Here is a 16,809-nt window from a genome sequence, read left to right as displayed (position 1 = left end):
ATGAAATTCACCGATCTTTTTGTCCAACGGCCGGTGTTGGCAATGGTGACCAGTCTGCTGATTATTATCGCCGGGCTCCAGGCCATCGGCTCGCTGAATGTTCGTCAGTATCCGCGCAGCGACAACGCCGTGGTCACGGTGACCACCGTCTTCACCGGAGCCAATGCCGAACTGGTGCGCGGCTTTATCACCACACCGCTGGAGCGTGCCATCGCCGGTGCAGACGGTATTGATTATCTGCAATCGCAGTCCAGCCAGGGCGTGTCAGTCATCAACGCCCGATTACGGCTCAACTATGACCCGATCAAGGCGCTCTCTGAAATCAGCTCCAAAGTTGATCAGGTACGCCGCGACCTGCCGCCGGAAGCCGAAATCCCGGTTATTGACGTTGAGTCGGCAGACTCTCAATTTGCTTCAGCCTACCTCAGCTTCACCTCGGATACCCTGGAACAGAACGAGATAACCGACTACCTGATGCGCGTGATTCAGCCGCGGTTATCAGCCCTGGCCGGAGTGCAGCGGGCGGAGATCCTCGGTGCCCGGACCTTTGCCATGCGTATCTGGCTTGATCCCGCAAAAATGGCGGCCTTCAACGTCAGTCCGAGCCAGGTGTACCAGGCGCTGGCCAACAACAACTTCCTTGCCGCCGTCGGAACCACAAAGGGAGAGCTGGTGCAGGTCAACCTGACAACCAACACCGACATGCACACCACCGAAGATTTCAAACGGCTGGTCATTCGGGAGGATAACGATGCACTTGTCCGGATTGAAGATGTGGGACAGGTGGTGCTGGGTGCTGAAGATTATGACACCGAAGTGCATTTTTCCGGACAGACGGCCGTGTTCATGGGGATCTGGCCGCTTCCCAACGCCAACTCACTTGAAGTGATCAAACGGGTCCGGGCTGAGATGACGGAGATCAACAGACAGCTTCCCACCGGTTTTACCGCCGACATCACCTATGACGGGACTGACTACATCGAAAATGCCATCAAAGAGGTTATCAAGACGCTCAGCGAGACACTGCTCATCGTCAGCATCATTATCTTTCTGTTTCTCGGCTCTTTCCGGGCGGCCGTTATTCCGGTCATTGCCATCCCCCTGTCACTGATCGGCGCCATGTTTGTGATGCAGCTTGCCGGCTTCACCATTAACCTGCTCACCCTTCTGGCCATTGTTCTCTCCGTTGGTCTGGTGGTTGACGATGCCATTGTTGTGGTCGAAAATGTCGAACGCCACCTCAGTGGAGGAAAAACACCGCTCCAGGCAGCTCTGCTCAGTGGCCGCGAACTGGTCAAGCCGCTCATCTCAATGACCACCACTCTTGCCGCTGTCTATGCGCCCATCGGGCTCCAGGGAGGTCTGACCGGGGCACTGTTCCGCGAGTTCGCCTTTACCCTGGCCGGTGCGGTTATTATTTCCGGTATCGTTGCCCTCACCCTGTCGCCGATGATGTCATCGAAGCTGCTGAAACCGGGGATTACCGAGCGTGGACTGGCCGGAAAAATCGGCCGTGACTTTAAACGACTGCGTACCGCCTACGGCCGCTGGCTTGAGTTCACTCTGCACAACCGGAAAGCCGTTTACCTTGTCTGGATGACCCTTGGTCTGCTCTCCATTCCCATGTTTCAGATGTCGGCAAAGGAGTTGGCACCAACAGAAGATCAGGGCGTTATCTTCGGCATCATCGAGTCAGCAGCCAACTCCACACTGGACCAGAATCGGCGCTACACAGCGGCTGTCAACCAGACCTTTCTGAACATCCCGGAAACGAACTCTGTTTTTCAGCTCACCCAACCCAGTTCCGGATTCAGCGGTATGGTGGTCAAGCCCTGGCAGGAACGGCCGCGAACCATCTTTGAAATCATGCCCGAAGTAACGGAAAAGTTACATGGGATCACCGGTATCCGTGTCTTGCCGGTTCTGCCGCCGGCTCTGCCCGGCGGCGGTCAGTTTCCGGTGGAATTTGTGATTGCCTCCACGGCCGAGCTCGATCAGATCCTGACATTTGCCCAGGAGATCCAGCAGATCGCCACGCAAAGCAACATGTTTGCCTTTCCGCCGTTAATCGATGTCAAGATCGATCAACCCAGGGCAGAGATCGACATTGATCGCGATAAGGTGGCGGCACTGGGACTTAACCTGCAACAGGTCGGCAATGACCTTGCCACCATGATCAGCGGCAACTATGTCAACCGGTTCAATATTGCCGGCCGCAGCTATAAGGTGATGCCCCAGATTATGCGGACTGACCGGCTGACTGCAGATCAGCTGCAAAACATCCATGTGACCGGTCCGGACGGCGGTCTGGTCCCGTTGTCCACGGTGGCCACTGTCACCAATACCACGGAAGCACGCTCATTAAACCGGTTCCAGCAGCTGAACGCAGTGACCATCAGTGCCTACCCGGTTCGCCCGCTGGACGAAGCGCTTCAATTTCTGGAAAACGAGGCCGCCAAAATTCTTCCCCAGGGATATACCATTGATTACACAGGAGAATCAAGGCAGCTGCGAGTTGAAGGCAACACCTTTGCCTTTGCTTTCGGGCTGGCGATCATCCTGATATTCCTTGTGCTGGCCGCCCAGTTCAACAGCTTTCGCGATCCCTTTGTCATCCTGGCCGGCTCTGTCCCCCTGGCCATGTTCGGGGCCATGATCTTCACCTTTCTCAAGATGCCTGATCCCAATGTCCCTTTCTGGACCGCAGGATGGACCACCACGCTCAACATCTACTCGCAGGTCGGTTTAGTCACTCTGGTTGGACTGGTGTCAAAAAACGGTATTCTGATTGTTGAATTTGCCAACAAGCTCCAGGAACAGGGCCTGAGCAAACATGCGGCCGTGCATGAAGCCTGCATGACCCGTCTGCGGCCGATCTTAATGACCACCGGGGCCACGGTTGCCGGTCACTTTCCGCTGACCCTGGTCACCGGCGCAGGGGCCGCCGCCCGGAACTCCATTGGTCTGGTACTGGTTGGCGGCATGGCCATCGGCTCTCTGTTCACACTATTCCTCATTCCATCGATCTATATGCTGGTTGCCAGGGATCACCGCAAGGGACAGGACAAACAGGAGACAGCGTTGACGGACATGACAGAAAAAGACATGCTGCCGGCAGACTGATCACTGCCGGCCGAGTTTTCTCTCACAACCATTCCGGCAGGACCGGCCCTACCGAGCCCAATCTTTCCAATCCCGGACACAGAAAAACCCGCAGCTCTCATAAGATGCGGGTTTTTTTATGATTGCCCACCCTGAGCAGGGAAACTCTCTTCCTCTGGTCGGAACAATCATGCAGACGCGTTAGTACGTGACGTTTTCCTCGTACCCTGAAGGAATAAACGTAAACTCCCTGTCGTATTGGTCCAAGACCAGTAAGATTGTGCTGCGGCACAGACCACCATCAGAAGGTGTACATCCGACATGGTGCTCGCAGGAAATATCGGGCACAATGGGAAATATTTTCTGTGGAACGACCTATTAACTGAATCTTTATTATCTTATTATTTCCAGCTTATACCTGCCAACCGGCATTTTGCCTTCTGGCAACTCAATATACATTTTATATAGTGGAATTGTTTTGTAATGCCACTTAAAAGTATCTATTCGTGTGGCTTCATGAAAATATTCCTCACCATCAATACTTGACAATATCGGCGGATACTTCAGAAATCGTTTTGTCGTAATTGTAATACCAATAACTTTTACATACTCATCATCGTAATCACAAACTATTTTCTCCAAATCAATCAGCTCAGATCCATTATCTTCATACAGTACTTTTCCTTCACTATTAAAAATAATAAATGGGGATTTAATCTCAGCCGCAATTTTTCTTATAACATCATGATTTTTTATCTTTTCTTCCAGCTTCTTATCAATGTCAGTTAGTAAAAGTATAATAACACTCACTCCTGTGAAGATGGCACCAAAAATTGTTACGACCTTCATCATGAAATCGAGATTCTTTATGAAGCTTTCACAAAGAGCGTTGAGTAGTCTTTTCATCTTACTTATGGCAATCAATAATATAGTGTGTATTTTCCCTTTACTAGCTGACAATCCAATAGGCTGACCGGCCTATGATAATAACCAGGTAATAACCGTGTCCTTGTGACCGATGGTGCTACATCGCCGCTAGTCATTACTTGGATGAACTAGCCTTGCAAAACTTAACCTCCCACCGCCATATTCCCTCTCAATCACCTCAACCTGGTCAAGAACTAAACGCAACCGTACAGAAAATTTATGCCAAGGGCAAACAGTTCAAGTTCTATTTTGAGTAACTCCAAAAAATTGATGCAAAACGAGCACCAGCAGAACCTTTGCCCGCCCGGGTTTTCACCTGTCCGTCCCCGCACATAGAAAAACCCGCAACCTGTGAAGGATTGCGGGTTTCTATATGTCGCCGGATGTCTCCGGACTTTATACTGGTGGCGATGCAGGGACTTGAACCCCGGACACCACGGATATGAGCCGTGCGCTCTGACCAGCTGAGCTACATCGCCAATATTTAAAAAGCCAAGCTGCCTGAAAAAGGCATATATGCTAAACTTCTGCATATTTGTCAACAAGAAAACCTGCTGACAAGGACTCGGACAGAGGCATCTGTTCTGTTACAACAAGGTGCCCCTCCCTGTTTGCGTACAAACGGGGAAGGGCACACATTCCAAGCGATTATCTCGCCGGACTGGGACAGGAGAACGGCTGCTTACATCATGCCGCCCATGCCGCCCATACCACCCATGCCACCCATGCCGCCAGGAGACATACCGCCAGGCATCTTATCCTCTTCGGGCAGCTCGGCAATCATGCACTCGGTGGTCAGCAGTAGGCCTGACACAGAAGCTGCATTCTGCAGTGCGGAACGGGTTACCTTGGCCGGATCAATGACACCGGCTTCGATCAGGTCTTCGTACTTTTCAGTCGCCGCATTGAACCCCATTGGCCCTTCAAGGTTCTTGACGTGTTCAACGATGACCGAACCTTCACGACCGGCATTGTCGGCGATCTGACGAATCGGCTCTTCAAGAGCACGACGGATGATATTTTTACCCAGTTCCTGCTCGCCTTCAAGTTTAAGGGTATCAAGAACCTTGAGGCAGCGCAGATAGGCTACACCACCACCAGGAACAACACCCTCTTCAACGGCTGCACGTGTGGCATTCAGCGCGTCCTCAACACGGGCTTTTTTCTCCTTCATCTCAACCTCGGTGGCCGCACCGACGTTGATCACAGCAACACCACCGATGAGCTTGGCTAAACGCTCCTGCAGTTTCTCGCGGTCATAATCAGAGGTGGTGTCCTCAATCTGCGCACGAATCTGCTTCACCCGGGCTGCCAGCTTATCCTTATCGCCGGCACCGTCGATGATCGTGGTGTTATCCTTGTCGATAACAATACGTTTGGCTGTACCAAGATCATTGATAGTGACGTTTTCCAGTTTAATGCCGAGATCTTCGGTAATAACCTGTCCGCCGGTCAGGATGGCGATATCCTCAAGCATGGCCTTCCGGCGATCACCGAAACCAGGAGCTTTAACAGCGGCAACGTTCAGGGTTCCGCGCAATTTGTTCACCACCAAGGTGGCCAGGGCCTCACCGTCAACATCTTCGGCGATCATGCACAGCGGTTTCCCCATCTTGGCAACAGACTCAAGAATCGGCAGCAGATCCTTCATGCTGGAGATTTTTTTCTCATGGATCAGGATCAGCGGCTCTTCCATGCTGACTTCCATTCTCTCGGGATCAGTGACAAAGTAGGGGGAGAGGTAGCCACGATCAAACTGCATCCCTTCAACCACGTCAAGGGAGGTTTCCATGGACTTGGCCTCTTCAACAGTGATCACCCCTTCCTTGCCGACCTTATCCATGGCCTCGGCAATGATGTTACCGATGGTCTCGTCGTTATTCGCAGAAATGGTACCAACCTGGGCTATTTCTTTCTGCTCCTTGGTCGGGCTGGCGATCTTGCCAAGCTCGGCAACAATAGCGGCAACAGAGGCGTCAATACCACGTTTAACTTCCATGGGATTGGAACCTGCGGCAACCAGCTTGGCCCCTTCTGTAAAGATAGCCTGCGCCAGTACGGTGGCAGTGGTGGTACCGTCACCGGCAACATCCGATGTCTTGGATGCGACCTCTTTAACCATCTGCGCACCCATGTTTTCGAACTTGTCTTTCAGTTCAATCTCTTTTGCAACCGTCACGCCGTCTTTTGTAATAACCGGTGCGCCAAATGATTTTTCGATGAGGACATTCCGTCCCTTCGGTCCAAGCGTCACCTTGACGGCGTTGGTCAACGTGTTAACGCCGGTGAGCATTTTTTCACGGGCCTTGTCACTATATTTTAATTCTTTTGCAGCCATTCTTTTATCTCCTTAACACCTCGATTGGATTGATATCACTCTTTGTTAGGCCTGAATTACACCAAGGATATCATCCTCGCGCATAATAAGAAAATCTTCACCATCCAGCTTGACCTCGGTACCACCGTATTTGGAAAACAGCACCCGATCGCCAACCACCAGATCAATGGTCACTCGCTCACCTGTTTCGCTGCGCTTTCCCGGTCCCACGGCTACAACCTCACCTTCAGCCGGTTTTTCCTTGGCTGAATCGGGGATGATGATACCACCAGCGGTTTTTTCTTCTCCTTCCAATCGCTTGACCAAAATCCGGTCATTCAATGGACGAATTTTCATGTACTCCTCCTGTTTAATGTGTTGTGAACAATGAAAAGGTGTCTGGCCCGCACCCGGACTGGTTATCCGGTTCAACGTCCCAAACCGCATTATTGAACAAGTTCAAAGCTCCGGATCAGAGCTGGCCCAAACAATAGGCTAGGTTTTTGAAAAATCAAGGGCAGGTTGAACAAAAAAATATCTCGTTCAACATATTGAAATGATACCCTTTAAAAATAAAGGGTATTTTTATTGTGTTTTTACAGACCGCTTCAACCCACCCGTACCCGCCACTTGTGGGGATCTTCGCGGGTGCCGAACTGGATAGCCTGCAACTCCTCAAAAAGTCGTGTGGACAGCTCACCGGCAGTGCCGTTGTTGATCCTGATCCGTTCATCCTGGTAGAAGAGCTCGCCCACCGGTGAGATAACCGCCGCTGTTCCGGTACCAAAACTCTCCTGCAGGGTTCCCTTCTCACCGGCTTCGATCACCTCATCAATGGTAAGGCGACGTTCACTGACCCGATATCCCCAATCCCGGGCCAGCTGCAGTACAGAGTCGCGGGTAATACCCGGGAGGATCGAACCTTCCAGCGGCGGTGTAATCAACTCCCCGTCAATTAAGAAAAAGATATTGGATGTGCCGACCTCTTCAATATAGCGCCGTTCCACTGCATCCAGCCACAGGACCTGAGTAAACCCCTTCGCCTGGGCCGCAGACTGTGCCTTCAGGCTCGCCGCATAGTTGCCGGAAGTTTTGGCATTGCCGACTCCGCCGGGAACAGAACGGACATAGTCACCTTCAACATAGATTGTCGTTGGAGCAAAACCTTCACTGTAGTAGGCACCAACCGGGCAGCAGATAATAAAAAACAGGTAGTTCTCCGCAGCACGAAGACCCAGGGCCGGCTCGGTGGCAATCATCGTGGGCCGGATATACAGCGTCGCTCCCGGTGTCCGCGGCACCCAATCCTGATCAAGGTAGACCAGAGCACGTAAAGCCTGCAGAACACGGTCAAGGGGGAAGCGGGGCATGCACATCCTCTGGGCAGACTCGTTCATGCGGATGAAATTATCCATGGGCCGAAACAAAAAGATCTGATTATCCGGACCACGGTACGCCTTCATACCTTCAAAAATTGCCTGCCCATAGTGAAACACCATGGCTGCCGGATCCAGCGCAAACGCCTGATACGGCTCGATAGCGGCATCATGCCATCCTTCCTGCCGGTTCCAGCGCATGGTGAACATGTGATCTGTAAAAAACTGACCGAACCCCAGATTCGACTGATCAGGCTTTGGTTTCAGCTGATCAGCCGATGCCTTGTGCAGCGTTACTTCCAAATCGTTATTGAACATTTTCTCACCCTGATTGCTCCGGTTGACAGCAACCGCTTTTGGTTGACATAAAGACACCGCGGCCCGGAGGTGTTGAACAAAGTCGTTGTTGTTTCCATCCTCATCTCCGGCGATCTGTACAGGTACGACACCTGCACCCTGATGCTGTTCGCAGGTACTGCAGAATAATCGATCAACTGCCGGCAGACAAGCAGTACTCAGGTGCAGTCCGTACTTTTTCTCTGTGACACGGCGGGTATAATCATGAAGACAGAAAGAATAAAAATTCCCGCCAAACCGGCAGCAAGGGTGCAGCGAAGAGTAGACAATCAGACGAGCAATGCCCGCAGACGGCGAAGATTTTCGATATCCTCTGCCAGATCTGCACCCTTGTCTGTCTCCAGGGTCATGGGATGGTCGTGAAATCGAGGATCGTTGAGCAGATGACGAAAACCCTCCAGGCCAATCATACCTTCACCGATGTGGGCATGCCGGTCAACCCGGCTTCCACAGGGCTTTAAGGAGTCGTTGAGATGAAAGAAGTGCAGGTGCTTACAACCGACATGCGCTTCAAACTCGGCAAAAGTCCGGGCATACTCCTCTGCAGCTGCCAACCTGTAGCCTGCTGCAAAGATGTGGCAGGTATCAAAACAGACCCCGAGATGCTCGGCAAAACGACTTTGGTCCCGTATCCGGCCCAGCTCTTCAAACCGGCTGCCCAAAGAAGTCCCCTGTCCGGCCGTTGTTTCCAGTAAAACGATGGGTGAAGCTGCAGAAAGACGGGCACGTTCCAGCGCTGCATCCAGATTGACCACCACCTGCTCCAGCCCGGCATCAACCCCCATACCACCGTGGCTGCCGGGATGAATGACCAGATAAGGGATACCCAACTGTTGGCAGCGGTGCAGCTCCTCAACAAAGGCTGCAACCGCTTTGTCGGCTTTCTGCGGATTAGAGGCCGCTAAATTAATCAGATAGGATGCATGCGAGGCAACAGGCATGTCTCCGCTCTGTTGCCGGCGCTGTCGAAACAGTCTGACCTCATCAGCATGCAGCGGTGGACTGTTCCACCGTCGTTGATTGGCCGTGAAAATCTGCAATGACTCCCCGTCGACCTGATCAATGCGATCAAAGGCCAGGTGAAGCCCGCCGGCAATGGACTGATGAGCACCAAGGAGCGGCATCAGCTTCCCTCCGGCCGTACAGACACCGTTACATCTTCCATTGCCGTTCCAAATAGGCCAGCCCTTCATGATTGGTCAGATCCAGCTGGATCGGGGTAACGGAGATAAAACCGTTCCGCACGGCCTGTTCGTCGGTGTCTTCGCCACCGTACCAGTGGACGGTCCCGCCGCCAATCCAATAGTGTTTCCGGCCCCATGGGTCAAAGGTTTCCTGGATGGCGTCGCGGTACAGGCGACGACCCTGCCTGGTAAACCGAATCCCCTGAATTTCACCGGCACTCAATGGCGGCATGTTGATATTCAACAGCGAACTGGGAGGCAGATGCATACTGAGCGCCATTGAGGCAAGTTTCCAGGCAACAGCAGCTGTCACCTCGAAATCATAGGGGGGCTGACTGGCCAAAGAGAAGGCCAGTGACGGGATGTCGTACATGGTGCCCTCAATGGCCGCGGACACTGTCCCCGAATAGCTGATATCATCGCCGAGATTTGCCCCCGGGTTGATACCGGAGACAAGCAGATCCGGTTTGCGAGGTAAAATCTTATTAATGGCAATCGTCACACAGTCGGTGGGTGTCCCGTCAACAGAGTACGTCTGCTCGGCAAGCTGCGTCACCCTTAACGGTCGATTCATGGTGAGGGCGTGGCTGACAGCGGAGTTATCGCGATCAGGGGCCACGATCACGGCTGTCCCCAATGAGCTGACCGCCTCGTGGAGGGCGCGGAGACCGGGAGAGTATACACCGTCGTCATTGGTGACCAAAATAAGTGGAGTCTTCATGTTGCACAAAATTTTTTCATTGGGTGTATGGGCGACAAAAATTGTAGCACTGTGACCTGTTAGCAACGGGTTTTCGTTGTCTCCAGTCAGGAAGAGGTTCCTCTGCCTGTTTGCCCGCGGATATCCAACTTTTCCGGAGCTCCTGACGAACAACTCCGGAGAGGATCCCTGGTCATGATAAGATCGGGTAGCGCAAGCACTGATCCGGCCCCTCGCCTGCTCGAACTTTGCATCAGACAGGGGCTTTCTGATACGGAAAAGACCAGTGTTCCATTCCTTCTGCTGTTGTACAGACCGCGTTCCGTACTCCATGCATACAGGTAAACCGGATCTTTCACAATGACTTTAACCCTTTGCCCGCACTCCGTCGTCCGGAACCATGTCTTTAAAACTATTACCGTGCAAACGGTTTCCTGTACCATCCGGATGGATCCAAGACAACCGGACGGGTTGCCCTGGTATCATTGCAGCGTTTTTCAAAAAAGAAGGCCGGTTCCTTGAACTGCAATTTTTATCTGCCTATAATGAATACTGTCAACAATAGAAAAACAAAACACCTTACCCTGCAGAACAATGCGAATATTTCGAACCACCACTTCTGGACGGCTGGCATGGATACCAACAAAGGCTGTCTCATTTTAAAAGCGCTTTCCCCGACTGCTGATACAACACCGCTTATCGCCTACTTAGAAAAAAGGGCGAAGAGCATTCCTCCGGAGACCATCCCCTCACTTCTGCAACAGCTGCCGATTGTCCTCAGCAGAAATGTGTCTGCGAAAACCGGCCGGACCGTTGTGCAGCACCTGCAGAACCTGGGGGCTGAGGCTTTTTTTATCCCCGCTCACAACACCATCGACACATCACCGCCATCCTCCCAGCCTGAAGAAGCCGAGACAACAACCAACCTGCTTGAGATTGCCCAAACCGGTACTGAAGAGAGAAGTATAACACATCGTCCCTGGAAAAAAATCCGCCGGGAATTCTGGATCATTGTGTCCATGCTGGGCATAGCCTGGCTCCTGAACACCTCCATTGCCTCGCAGTACCTGCTTCTTGGTCTCTATACCCTGCCTGCTGTTTTTTCCGCCTATTTTTTCGGGCGTCGCCAGTCAGTGTACACGGCCCTTGCCAGTATTCTGCTGGTCATTTTAACCTGTCATTTCAATCCGGAGCGATTCGAGCAGTTCAACCCAACCGGATTAGGTGGAGAAAACCCCTGGTACCATGTCCTCTCCTGGGGGTGTGCGCTGTTGGCCATCGCCTACACAATGGGGACGCTCTATGAGCGCAACAAAAGCAAAGTCCGGGAACTGCGACAGTTTTATCAGGGGTTACTGCTGATTTTGCGGCATTTCATTGTCCAGGATGAAGAACGGGAAAACCACTGTTTCCGGGTCTCCATCTATGCAACGCGTATCGCCGCCTTCATGGGGCTGGATAAAGATGATGTTGAGGATATTCGCCTGGCTGCACTCCTGCATGATCTCAGCCAGTTAAGGATCAATCACCGTGTTCTTCACAAAGCCGCGAGTTTAGCCCTTAAAGAACCACTGACTGACGAAGAGGCGGATCAGCACCTGCACAATGGTCCCCTGGGCCGGATCCTGCCGATTCTGCTCGGCAATAAGGATATCGAGAATGCTGCTGCAGACGAAGAGCCGGCTGACATACCGTTAGGAGCCCGTATCCTTGCCGTTGCCGATGCCTATGATACTATGACCACCGCCTGGTCGGACAGTAACGCTCTGCATCCGCAGGCCGCCAAAAACAACATCATTGCCGGCAGCGGCACCACCTATGATCCAGAGGTTGTCAAAGCCTTTGCGCATCTTTTCAATCGATTTGAGCTGGAATTACCATCTGTTCTTTAGCCAGGCCAGATCACTGCTCCTGGTACCGCTGCGTGCGGAACCGTTCCAGCTGTTTTTGATAGTACACCCTGTTTTCCGGATCCAGACGAATAGCCTTCATCTGGACTGATACGGCCTCCTCGAGCAAACCGTTGGCCCAGCTGGCTGTTGCCAGTGTATCAAGGATGTAACCGTGCTCTTTGATAAGGGCGGCGGTGCGCGCAAGCGTCAATGCCTGCCGGGGGTTGCGAAGGGCATGATCCTGAGCCGTGAGTAACAACCAGGCAAGATTGTTGTTTAGCTCCGCACTCATCGGCGTTACCTTCAATGCCTCTTCATAAGTATGAATAGCCCGCTGCTCCAGTTGACGACTCTGCAGAAAATCACCTAAGTACAAAAGCCACAGGCTGTTTTCCGGTTCCTGTCGTGCCTTCTGCAAAAGCACAGCTTCCGCGTATCGTGTTTCATATCCCTTGGCAAGTTTACTGGAGTCCACCTGCTGCAGTCCCATGATGGCCATTGCCAGAACAGTGCCGTAGACAACCAAGGCAACATGTAATTTATGGGCATGCCGACTGATAAGGCTCCGGTCATGTTCACTGCGTTGCAGAAAGTCGATTCGTTCACCGATCCCGAAATGGTGCCAATTCTTCTCCTCTTTATTACCGCCGCTGAGCAGGGCGATCTTTTCAAAGGCACTGATCAACGGCCATCCGGTGCCCATGGCCTGAAAAACGTACGCGTCAGCCTGCCGTTCAAAATGACGGATGAAATATCCAAAGACGAATCGGAAGTAAAAGAGCATCAAAAGCAACAGCGGCCCGGCCACTGCCACTCCCAGTACGTTTTCAGGGGCGGCCGGGATGTGGGCAAGGAGCTGGTAAAAGACCTCACTGGAGAGAACAAGATAGGGCAGATGTTTGACCACTGCACCGGCAAACAGACTGAACCCCAGAAAAAGCGCCATGTACAACAGCAGATGCCGATGTTTCACATGGCCGATTTCGTGGGCCAAGACACTGTTCAGTTCATCGGCGGTCAATGCCTCCAGCAGAGCAGGCGTAATCAACAGGTAGCGTAATTTCGGAACAACACCCAGTATGGCCGCGGTCAGTACCTGCCCCTCAAAAAGCGGCCACAGATATATATCCGCGGAAAAGCCCAGCCTGGAAGAGAAAGCGTTGAGCCGATCGTTCAGCGGCCCGACCGGCAGAGGTCGACACCCCCAAAGGACTTTGACCAGCGGTGGAAAGGCGAGCATCAGAAAGATGACAAAGGTGACAAAAAAAATAAGATCAGCCCAGGGAGAACGGAACATTTCCGTCAGCTCCGGAAAGGGGAGCATCTGCAGGCCATCAAAGACCAGAGACAAGACCAGCCAGGGGAGCACGATGGGGAGGTTGACTTTACAGTTTGACCAGATAAACCCCATCGTCGTGTACTGTCGCTGAAAGATCTGCTGATAACGCGGCCTGGCAGCTCGCCACATGAGGGCCATCAGCAAAAAAAAGCAGCCCAGACCGGCGATATCGACAAGCACCGGCAGTCGACCCGCAAAGGACAGCGGCTCTAAATAATATTTAAGATCAAGCAGGTAGACCCACGCCACAAAAATTGCAACAGCCAGTATCGACAGCCTTTTTTCAGCCGAAAAGTAACCGGAAGAACTGACGCCGGTCTTTGCAAAAAGACGTGAAGCCGCCTGAGTATATGCCCAGGCAATTGCGACCATCAACACCAGGGTCCACAAAACAGAAAAAGACGGCTGAGCAGCCGCACTGTTCGTGGAGACAGTGAAAATAACGACGAGAAAATAGAAGAGATTATTATAAATCATTCATCGATAGCGCAGCTGTGTTTATAAGATCCTTCTCATTGTCATACAGAAATCAAACCGGAAATCACATCATACACAGTATACATGGCTCACCCGCAACGCCAGAGACTTTGATTTTTTATTCTACCTTGCGTCAATGCGCTCTATTTTCAAATAATGCTCAAAATCTATTGACCTTTTACTGTTCGCTGGTATTATAATGGGTTTATCGTGATACTTGGGCCCATAGCTCAGCTGGCTAGAGCCACCGGCTCATAACCGGTCGGTCCCTGGTTCGAGTCCAGGTGGGCCCACCATTTTATTGAAAACAGCGACAAAACTCACCAAGATTTTTCGCTCTTTGTACATGGCTGACACTTGAAGACATTACGCAGTTTTTGGTTGTCATTACTGACACAACAGCCGCGCATTGCAGAAAATGCCCAAGAAGAGGTACATCTCCATAAAGATGTACCTCTTTTTCATTCCAGAGAATCGGCGTGCCTACGGTCAGAGATCTTTTAACAGCTCTTCAGCAGATTGCCCCGGAAAGTTTAGCAGAGGACTGGGACAACGTTGGTCTTCTTGTCGGAGATCCGAATCAGCAGGTCACGAGTATCCTGCTTGCTCTGGATCCCACCTGCTCGTTAATCGAACAAGCCGTCTCCGACAGCTATGACCTGGTGATCACCCACCATCCTCTCATCTTTCGCCCTCTGCGAGCCATCCGAACCGACACCCCGTCAGGGCGCTTCATTGCCACGGCAACCAGCCACCGGATCGGAGTGATCGCGTGCCACACCAACCTGGATTCCATCCAGGGCGGTGTCAGTGACTACCTTGCGCAATCCCTTGGCTTAAGAGAGACCAGACCGCTCACGATCACCGAAAAAAATTGCGGCTCTGACTGTGGAATCGGACGTATCGGCCACTATGCATCGCCAGTATCTGCCGCAGCATTTCTCGACCAAATAAAGACCGTCTGCAACCCTCCGTGGATTCTGGAAGCCGGTCCTCGCCCAGACAGCGTAACCATCGTTGCCCTGTGCGGTGGCTCCTGTTCCGACCTGGCAGATACCGCCCTGAATGCAGGAGCACATGTTTTTGTGACGGCTGAAGTCAAGCATTCCGTCGCCTGCTGGGCCGCGGACGCCGGACTCTGGTTACTGGATGCCGGTCATTTTGCCACGGAAAATCCGGCCATGCTCTTTTTCCGCGACACCCTTCGCAAAGAGGCTGAAAATCGCGGCTGGAACCTGCAAGTTGATGTGGCATGTCAACAACCGCCGCTTCGCCTTGTATGAGAGATTCAGTGTACCTTTTCAGAAAATACCGATTTTTCACCACCGCATGTCATCTCTATCCTGACCGGTGGTGCACATATCCACCTTCTCCTATTCACCCAACAGACTGACAAAACGAGGAGTTCATCATTGAAAGAGGAAATACTCAAACTCATCAAACTACAGGAGATCGACAGTGAAATCGCCGGATTTGACCATGCGATAGCAAAGCATCGCCTGACTGTTACCAAACGAGAACAGGCAATTGTCGAAAAACAAGAAGCCATCACCCATTTCAAAAACAAGATCCAGTTGCTCAACAAAAAACAGTTGGAAACCAAAATCGAGCATGATGAGGCCGGCGCACGGGTGAAAGATCGCCAGAATAAAATGATGCAGGTACAAACCAGCCGTGAACACCAGGCACTGCTCAAAGAAATCGAGGAAAACAAGCGGATTGCCAAAGAAACCGAGGATCGCATCCTGCAGTTCATTGAACAGATCGAACATCTTGAGCAGGAGGTCACCGGTCTTGAAAATTTATGTTCAACTGAACAGAAACTCCTGAACGAAGAAGTTAAAAACGTTGAACAGGAAATCAGCCGTCTTGAAGCTGCAAAACAATCAATTATCAGCCAACGGAAAACCGAGACATCCAGCCTGAAAGACACCCATCTGAAGCGATACAACCTACTGCTTGTCAAACGCGACGGGCTGGCCGTGGTGGCGATCAATGATAACGTCTGTCAAGGTTGCCATATGACCTTACCTCCACAGCAGGTCATTGAGGTGCGCAAGGCGGAAAAATTCAATCTCTGCCCCACCTGCCAACGCATTCTGTACTATAAAGAGGTTGAGGAGACCGCAGTTGGCGAATAACAGACTGTCGCAAGAGGCCATTGTCCACCGACTGGCAGAGGGTCTGACCGACAACATTTTACAGCAGCTGTTTCCTGAGCACACGCCTCTTGAAATTCGCCGAAGCCTGTGCGGGCAGCTGCCGGAAACGTCATCCGGGGCTGTGAACACGGTTCCTCTTGCGCAGACAGACAAACAATCCATCAACAGGTGCCGGTTGTTCACCGATGGAGCGTCCCGCGGCAATCCGGGCCAGGCCGGTGCCGGTGCGGTGCTGCTGACCGACCAGGGTGAAGAGCTGGCAACCTGTTCCGTCTATCTTGGTATCTGCACAAATAATATTGCAGAATACAAGGCGCTGCTCATCGGGCTTGATGAAGCCCGGCGCTGCGGATGCACAGAGCTTGCTGTTTTTTTAGACTCCGAACTGATTGTCCGTCAGGTACAGGGCCGCTACAAGGTCAAAAGCGAGGCGCTGCTCCCGCTTTTCCACCAGGTACAAAAACGACTGGCCGCGTTCAATCATTGGTCAATCGCACATGTGCCACGAATGAAGAATACACGGGCCGACCAGTTGGCCAATCAGGGAATTGACACAGCTGCAGCATAAATGACGACAGGGCGGCATGGGCCGCCGTCACTGAGTAAGGGGTGAATGCATGGTCGCTCCGGTTCAATCCGGAGAGGAAAGTCCGAACACCGCAGGGCATGGTGGTTCGTAACGCGAACTCCGGGTAACCGGGGGAAAGTGCCACAGAAAATACACCGCCGATGGAATGCGTACGTGTTCACAGGTAAGGTTGAAATGGCGAGGTAAGAGCTCACCGCTCCCGTGGCAACACGGGAGGCAGGGTAAACCCCACCAGGTGCAAGACCAAATAGAGAGACGCTTGAGGGCGGCCCGTCCAAAGTCTCCGGGTAGGTTGCACGAGGTGCCGGGCGACCGGCATCCCAGATAAATGATCATGGTTCGCTCTCGGGCGAAAACAGAATTCGGCTTACAGTTCACCCCTTTTTT

12 protein-coding genes, 2 tRNA genes and 1 other RNA gene are annotated in these 16,809 nt (G+C 52.3%); 7 read left to right on the top strand and 8 right to left on the bottom strand.

All coding sequences use genetic code 11. The features are described 5' to 3' along the window. Window positions 1-3,123 (top strand): efflux RND transporter permease subunit, encoded by a 3,123-nt coding sequence (locus HP555_RS04945; protein WP_199264076.1) that lies wholly within the window; start codon window positions 1-3, stop codon window positions 3,121-3,123. Window positions 3,124-3,495: 372 nt separating this feature from the next. Here the strand turns inward: HP555_RS04945 and HP555_RS04940 are convergent, their stop codons facing one another. From HP555_RS04940 to surE, 7 genes are all read right to left on the bottom strand, one after another. Next, window positions 3,496-3,954 carry a hypothetical protein gene (locus HP555_RS04940; RefSeq protein ID WP_199264075.1) on the bottom strand — a complete coding sequence of 153 codons (459 nt, stop codon included), beginning with the start codon at window positions 3,952-3,954 and terminating at the stop codon, window positions 3,496-3,498. Window positions 3,955-4,431: 477 nt separating this feature from the next. Further along, window positions 4,432-4,508: transfer RNA gene (locus HP555_RS04935), tRNA-Met, on the bottom strand. A gap of 203 nt (window positions 4,509-4,711) precedes the next feature. Beyond that, on the bottom strand, window positions 4,712-6,367 hold the full coding sequence (gene groL, locus HP555_RS04930; protein WP_199264074.1) for a chaperonin GroEL: 1,656 nt from the start codon (window positions 6,365-6,367) through the stop codon (window positions 4,712-4,714). Window positions 6,368-6,412: 45 nt separating this feature from the next. Beyond that, window positions 6,413-6,703, bottom strand: a complete 291-nt coding sequence (groES, locus tag HP555_RS04925) for a co-chaperone GroES (RefSeq protein WP_199264073.1) — start codon at window positions 6,701-6,703, stop codon at window positions 6,413-6,415. Between the two features lie 251 nt (window positions 6,704-6,954). Continuing rightward, complete coding sequence (locus HP555_RS04920) at window positions 6,955-8,040, bottom strand: branched-chain amino acid aminotransferase (RefSeq protein ID WP_199264072.1); 1,086 nt, start codon at window positions 8,038-8,040, stop codon at window positions 6,955-6,957. Window positions 8,041-8,348: 308 nt separating this feature from the next. Continuing rightward, complete coding sequence (locus tag HP555_RS04915; protein WP_199264071.1) at window positions 8,349-9,203, bottom strand: deoxyribonuclease IV; 855 nt, start codon at window positions 9,201-9,203, stop codon at window positions 8,349-8,351. A gap of 28 nt (window positions 9,204-9,231) precedes the next feature. Continuing rightward, window positions 9,232-9,984: a 5'/3'-nucleotidase SurE gene (surE, locus tag HP555_RS04910; RefSeq protein ID WP_199264070.1), complete on the bottom strand. Its 753-nt coding sequence runs from the start codon at window positions 9,982-9,984 to the stop codon at window positions 9,232-9,234. A 611-nt stretch (window positions 9,985-10,595) separates the two neighbouring features. On the opposite strand from surE, the gene HP555_RS04905 reads away from it, so the two are divergent. Beyond that, the gene (locus HP555_RS04905; RefSeq protein ID WP_199264069.1) at window positions 10,596-11,855 is read left to right on the top strand and encodes an HD-GYP domain-containing protein; all 1,260 of its coding nucleotides are present in this window, start codon (window positions 10,596-10,598) and stop codon (window positions 11,853-11,855) included. 10 nt (window positions 11,856-11,865) lie between these two features. Here HP555_RS04905 and HP555_RS04900 read toward each other — a convergent pair whose 3' ends face one another. Next, the gene (locus HP555_RS04900) at window positions 11,866-13,671 is read right to left on the bottom strand and encodes a M48 family metallopeptidase (RefSeq protein WP_199264068.1); all 1,806 of its coding nucleotides are present in this window, start codon (window positions 13,669-13,671) and stop codon (window positions 11,866-11,868) included. 219 nt (window positions 13,672-13,890) lie between these two features. On the opposite strand from HP555_RS04900, the gene HP555_RS04895 reads away from it, so the two are divergent. The 5 genes from HP555_RS04895 (at window position 13,891) to rnpB (ending at window position 16,808) form a co-directional block, all read left to right on the top strand. Then, a tRNA-Ile gene (locus HP555_RS04895) sits at window positions 13,891-13,967 on the top strand. Between the two features lie 183 nt (window positions 13,968-14,150). Then, window positions 14,151-14,954, top strand: a complete 804-nt coding sequence (locus HP555_RS04890) for a Nif3-like dinuclear metal center hexameric protein (RefSeq protein ID WP_199264067.1) — start codon at window positions 14,151-14,153, stop codon at window positions 14,952-14,954. A gap of 129 nt (window positions 14,955-15,083) precedes the next feature. After that, complete coding sequence (locus tag HP555_RS04885) at window positions 15,084-15,812, top strand: zinc ribbon domain-containing protein (RefSeq protein ID WP_199264066.1); 729 nt, start codon at window positions 15,084-15,086, stop codon at window positions 15,810-15,812. Then, entirely contained in the window at window positions 15,802-16,401 is a 600-nt protein-coding gene (locus tag HP555_RS04880) for a ribonuclease HI family protein (RefSeq protein WP_199264065.1), read from the top strand. The genes HP555_RS04885 and HP555_RS04880 overlap by 11 nt, the downstream gene beginning before the upstream one ends. A 37-nt stretch (window positions 16,402-16,438) precedes the next feature. Further along, window positions 16,439-16,808, top strand: an RNA gene (gene rnpB / locus HP555_RS04875) — RNase P RNA component class A. Window position 16,809 lies beyond the last annotated feature (1 nt).

It is taken from the genome of Desulfobulbus oligotrophicus (assembly GCF_016446285.1).
Lineage (GTDB): Bacteria > Desulfobacterota > Desulfobulbia > Desulfobulbales > Desulfobulbaceae > Desulfobulbus > Desulfobulbus oligotrophicus.
The sequence above is the reverse complement of the archived record's forward strand: the minus strand, read 5'-3'. Positions and strand labels throughout refer to the sequence as shown.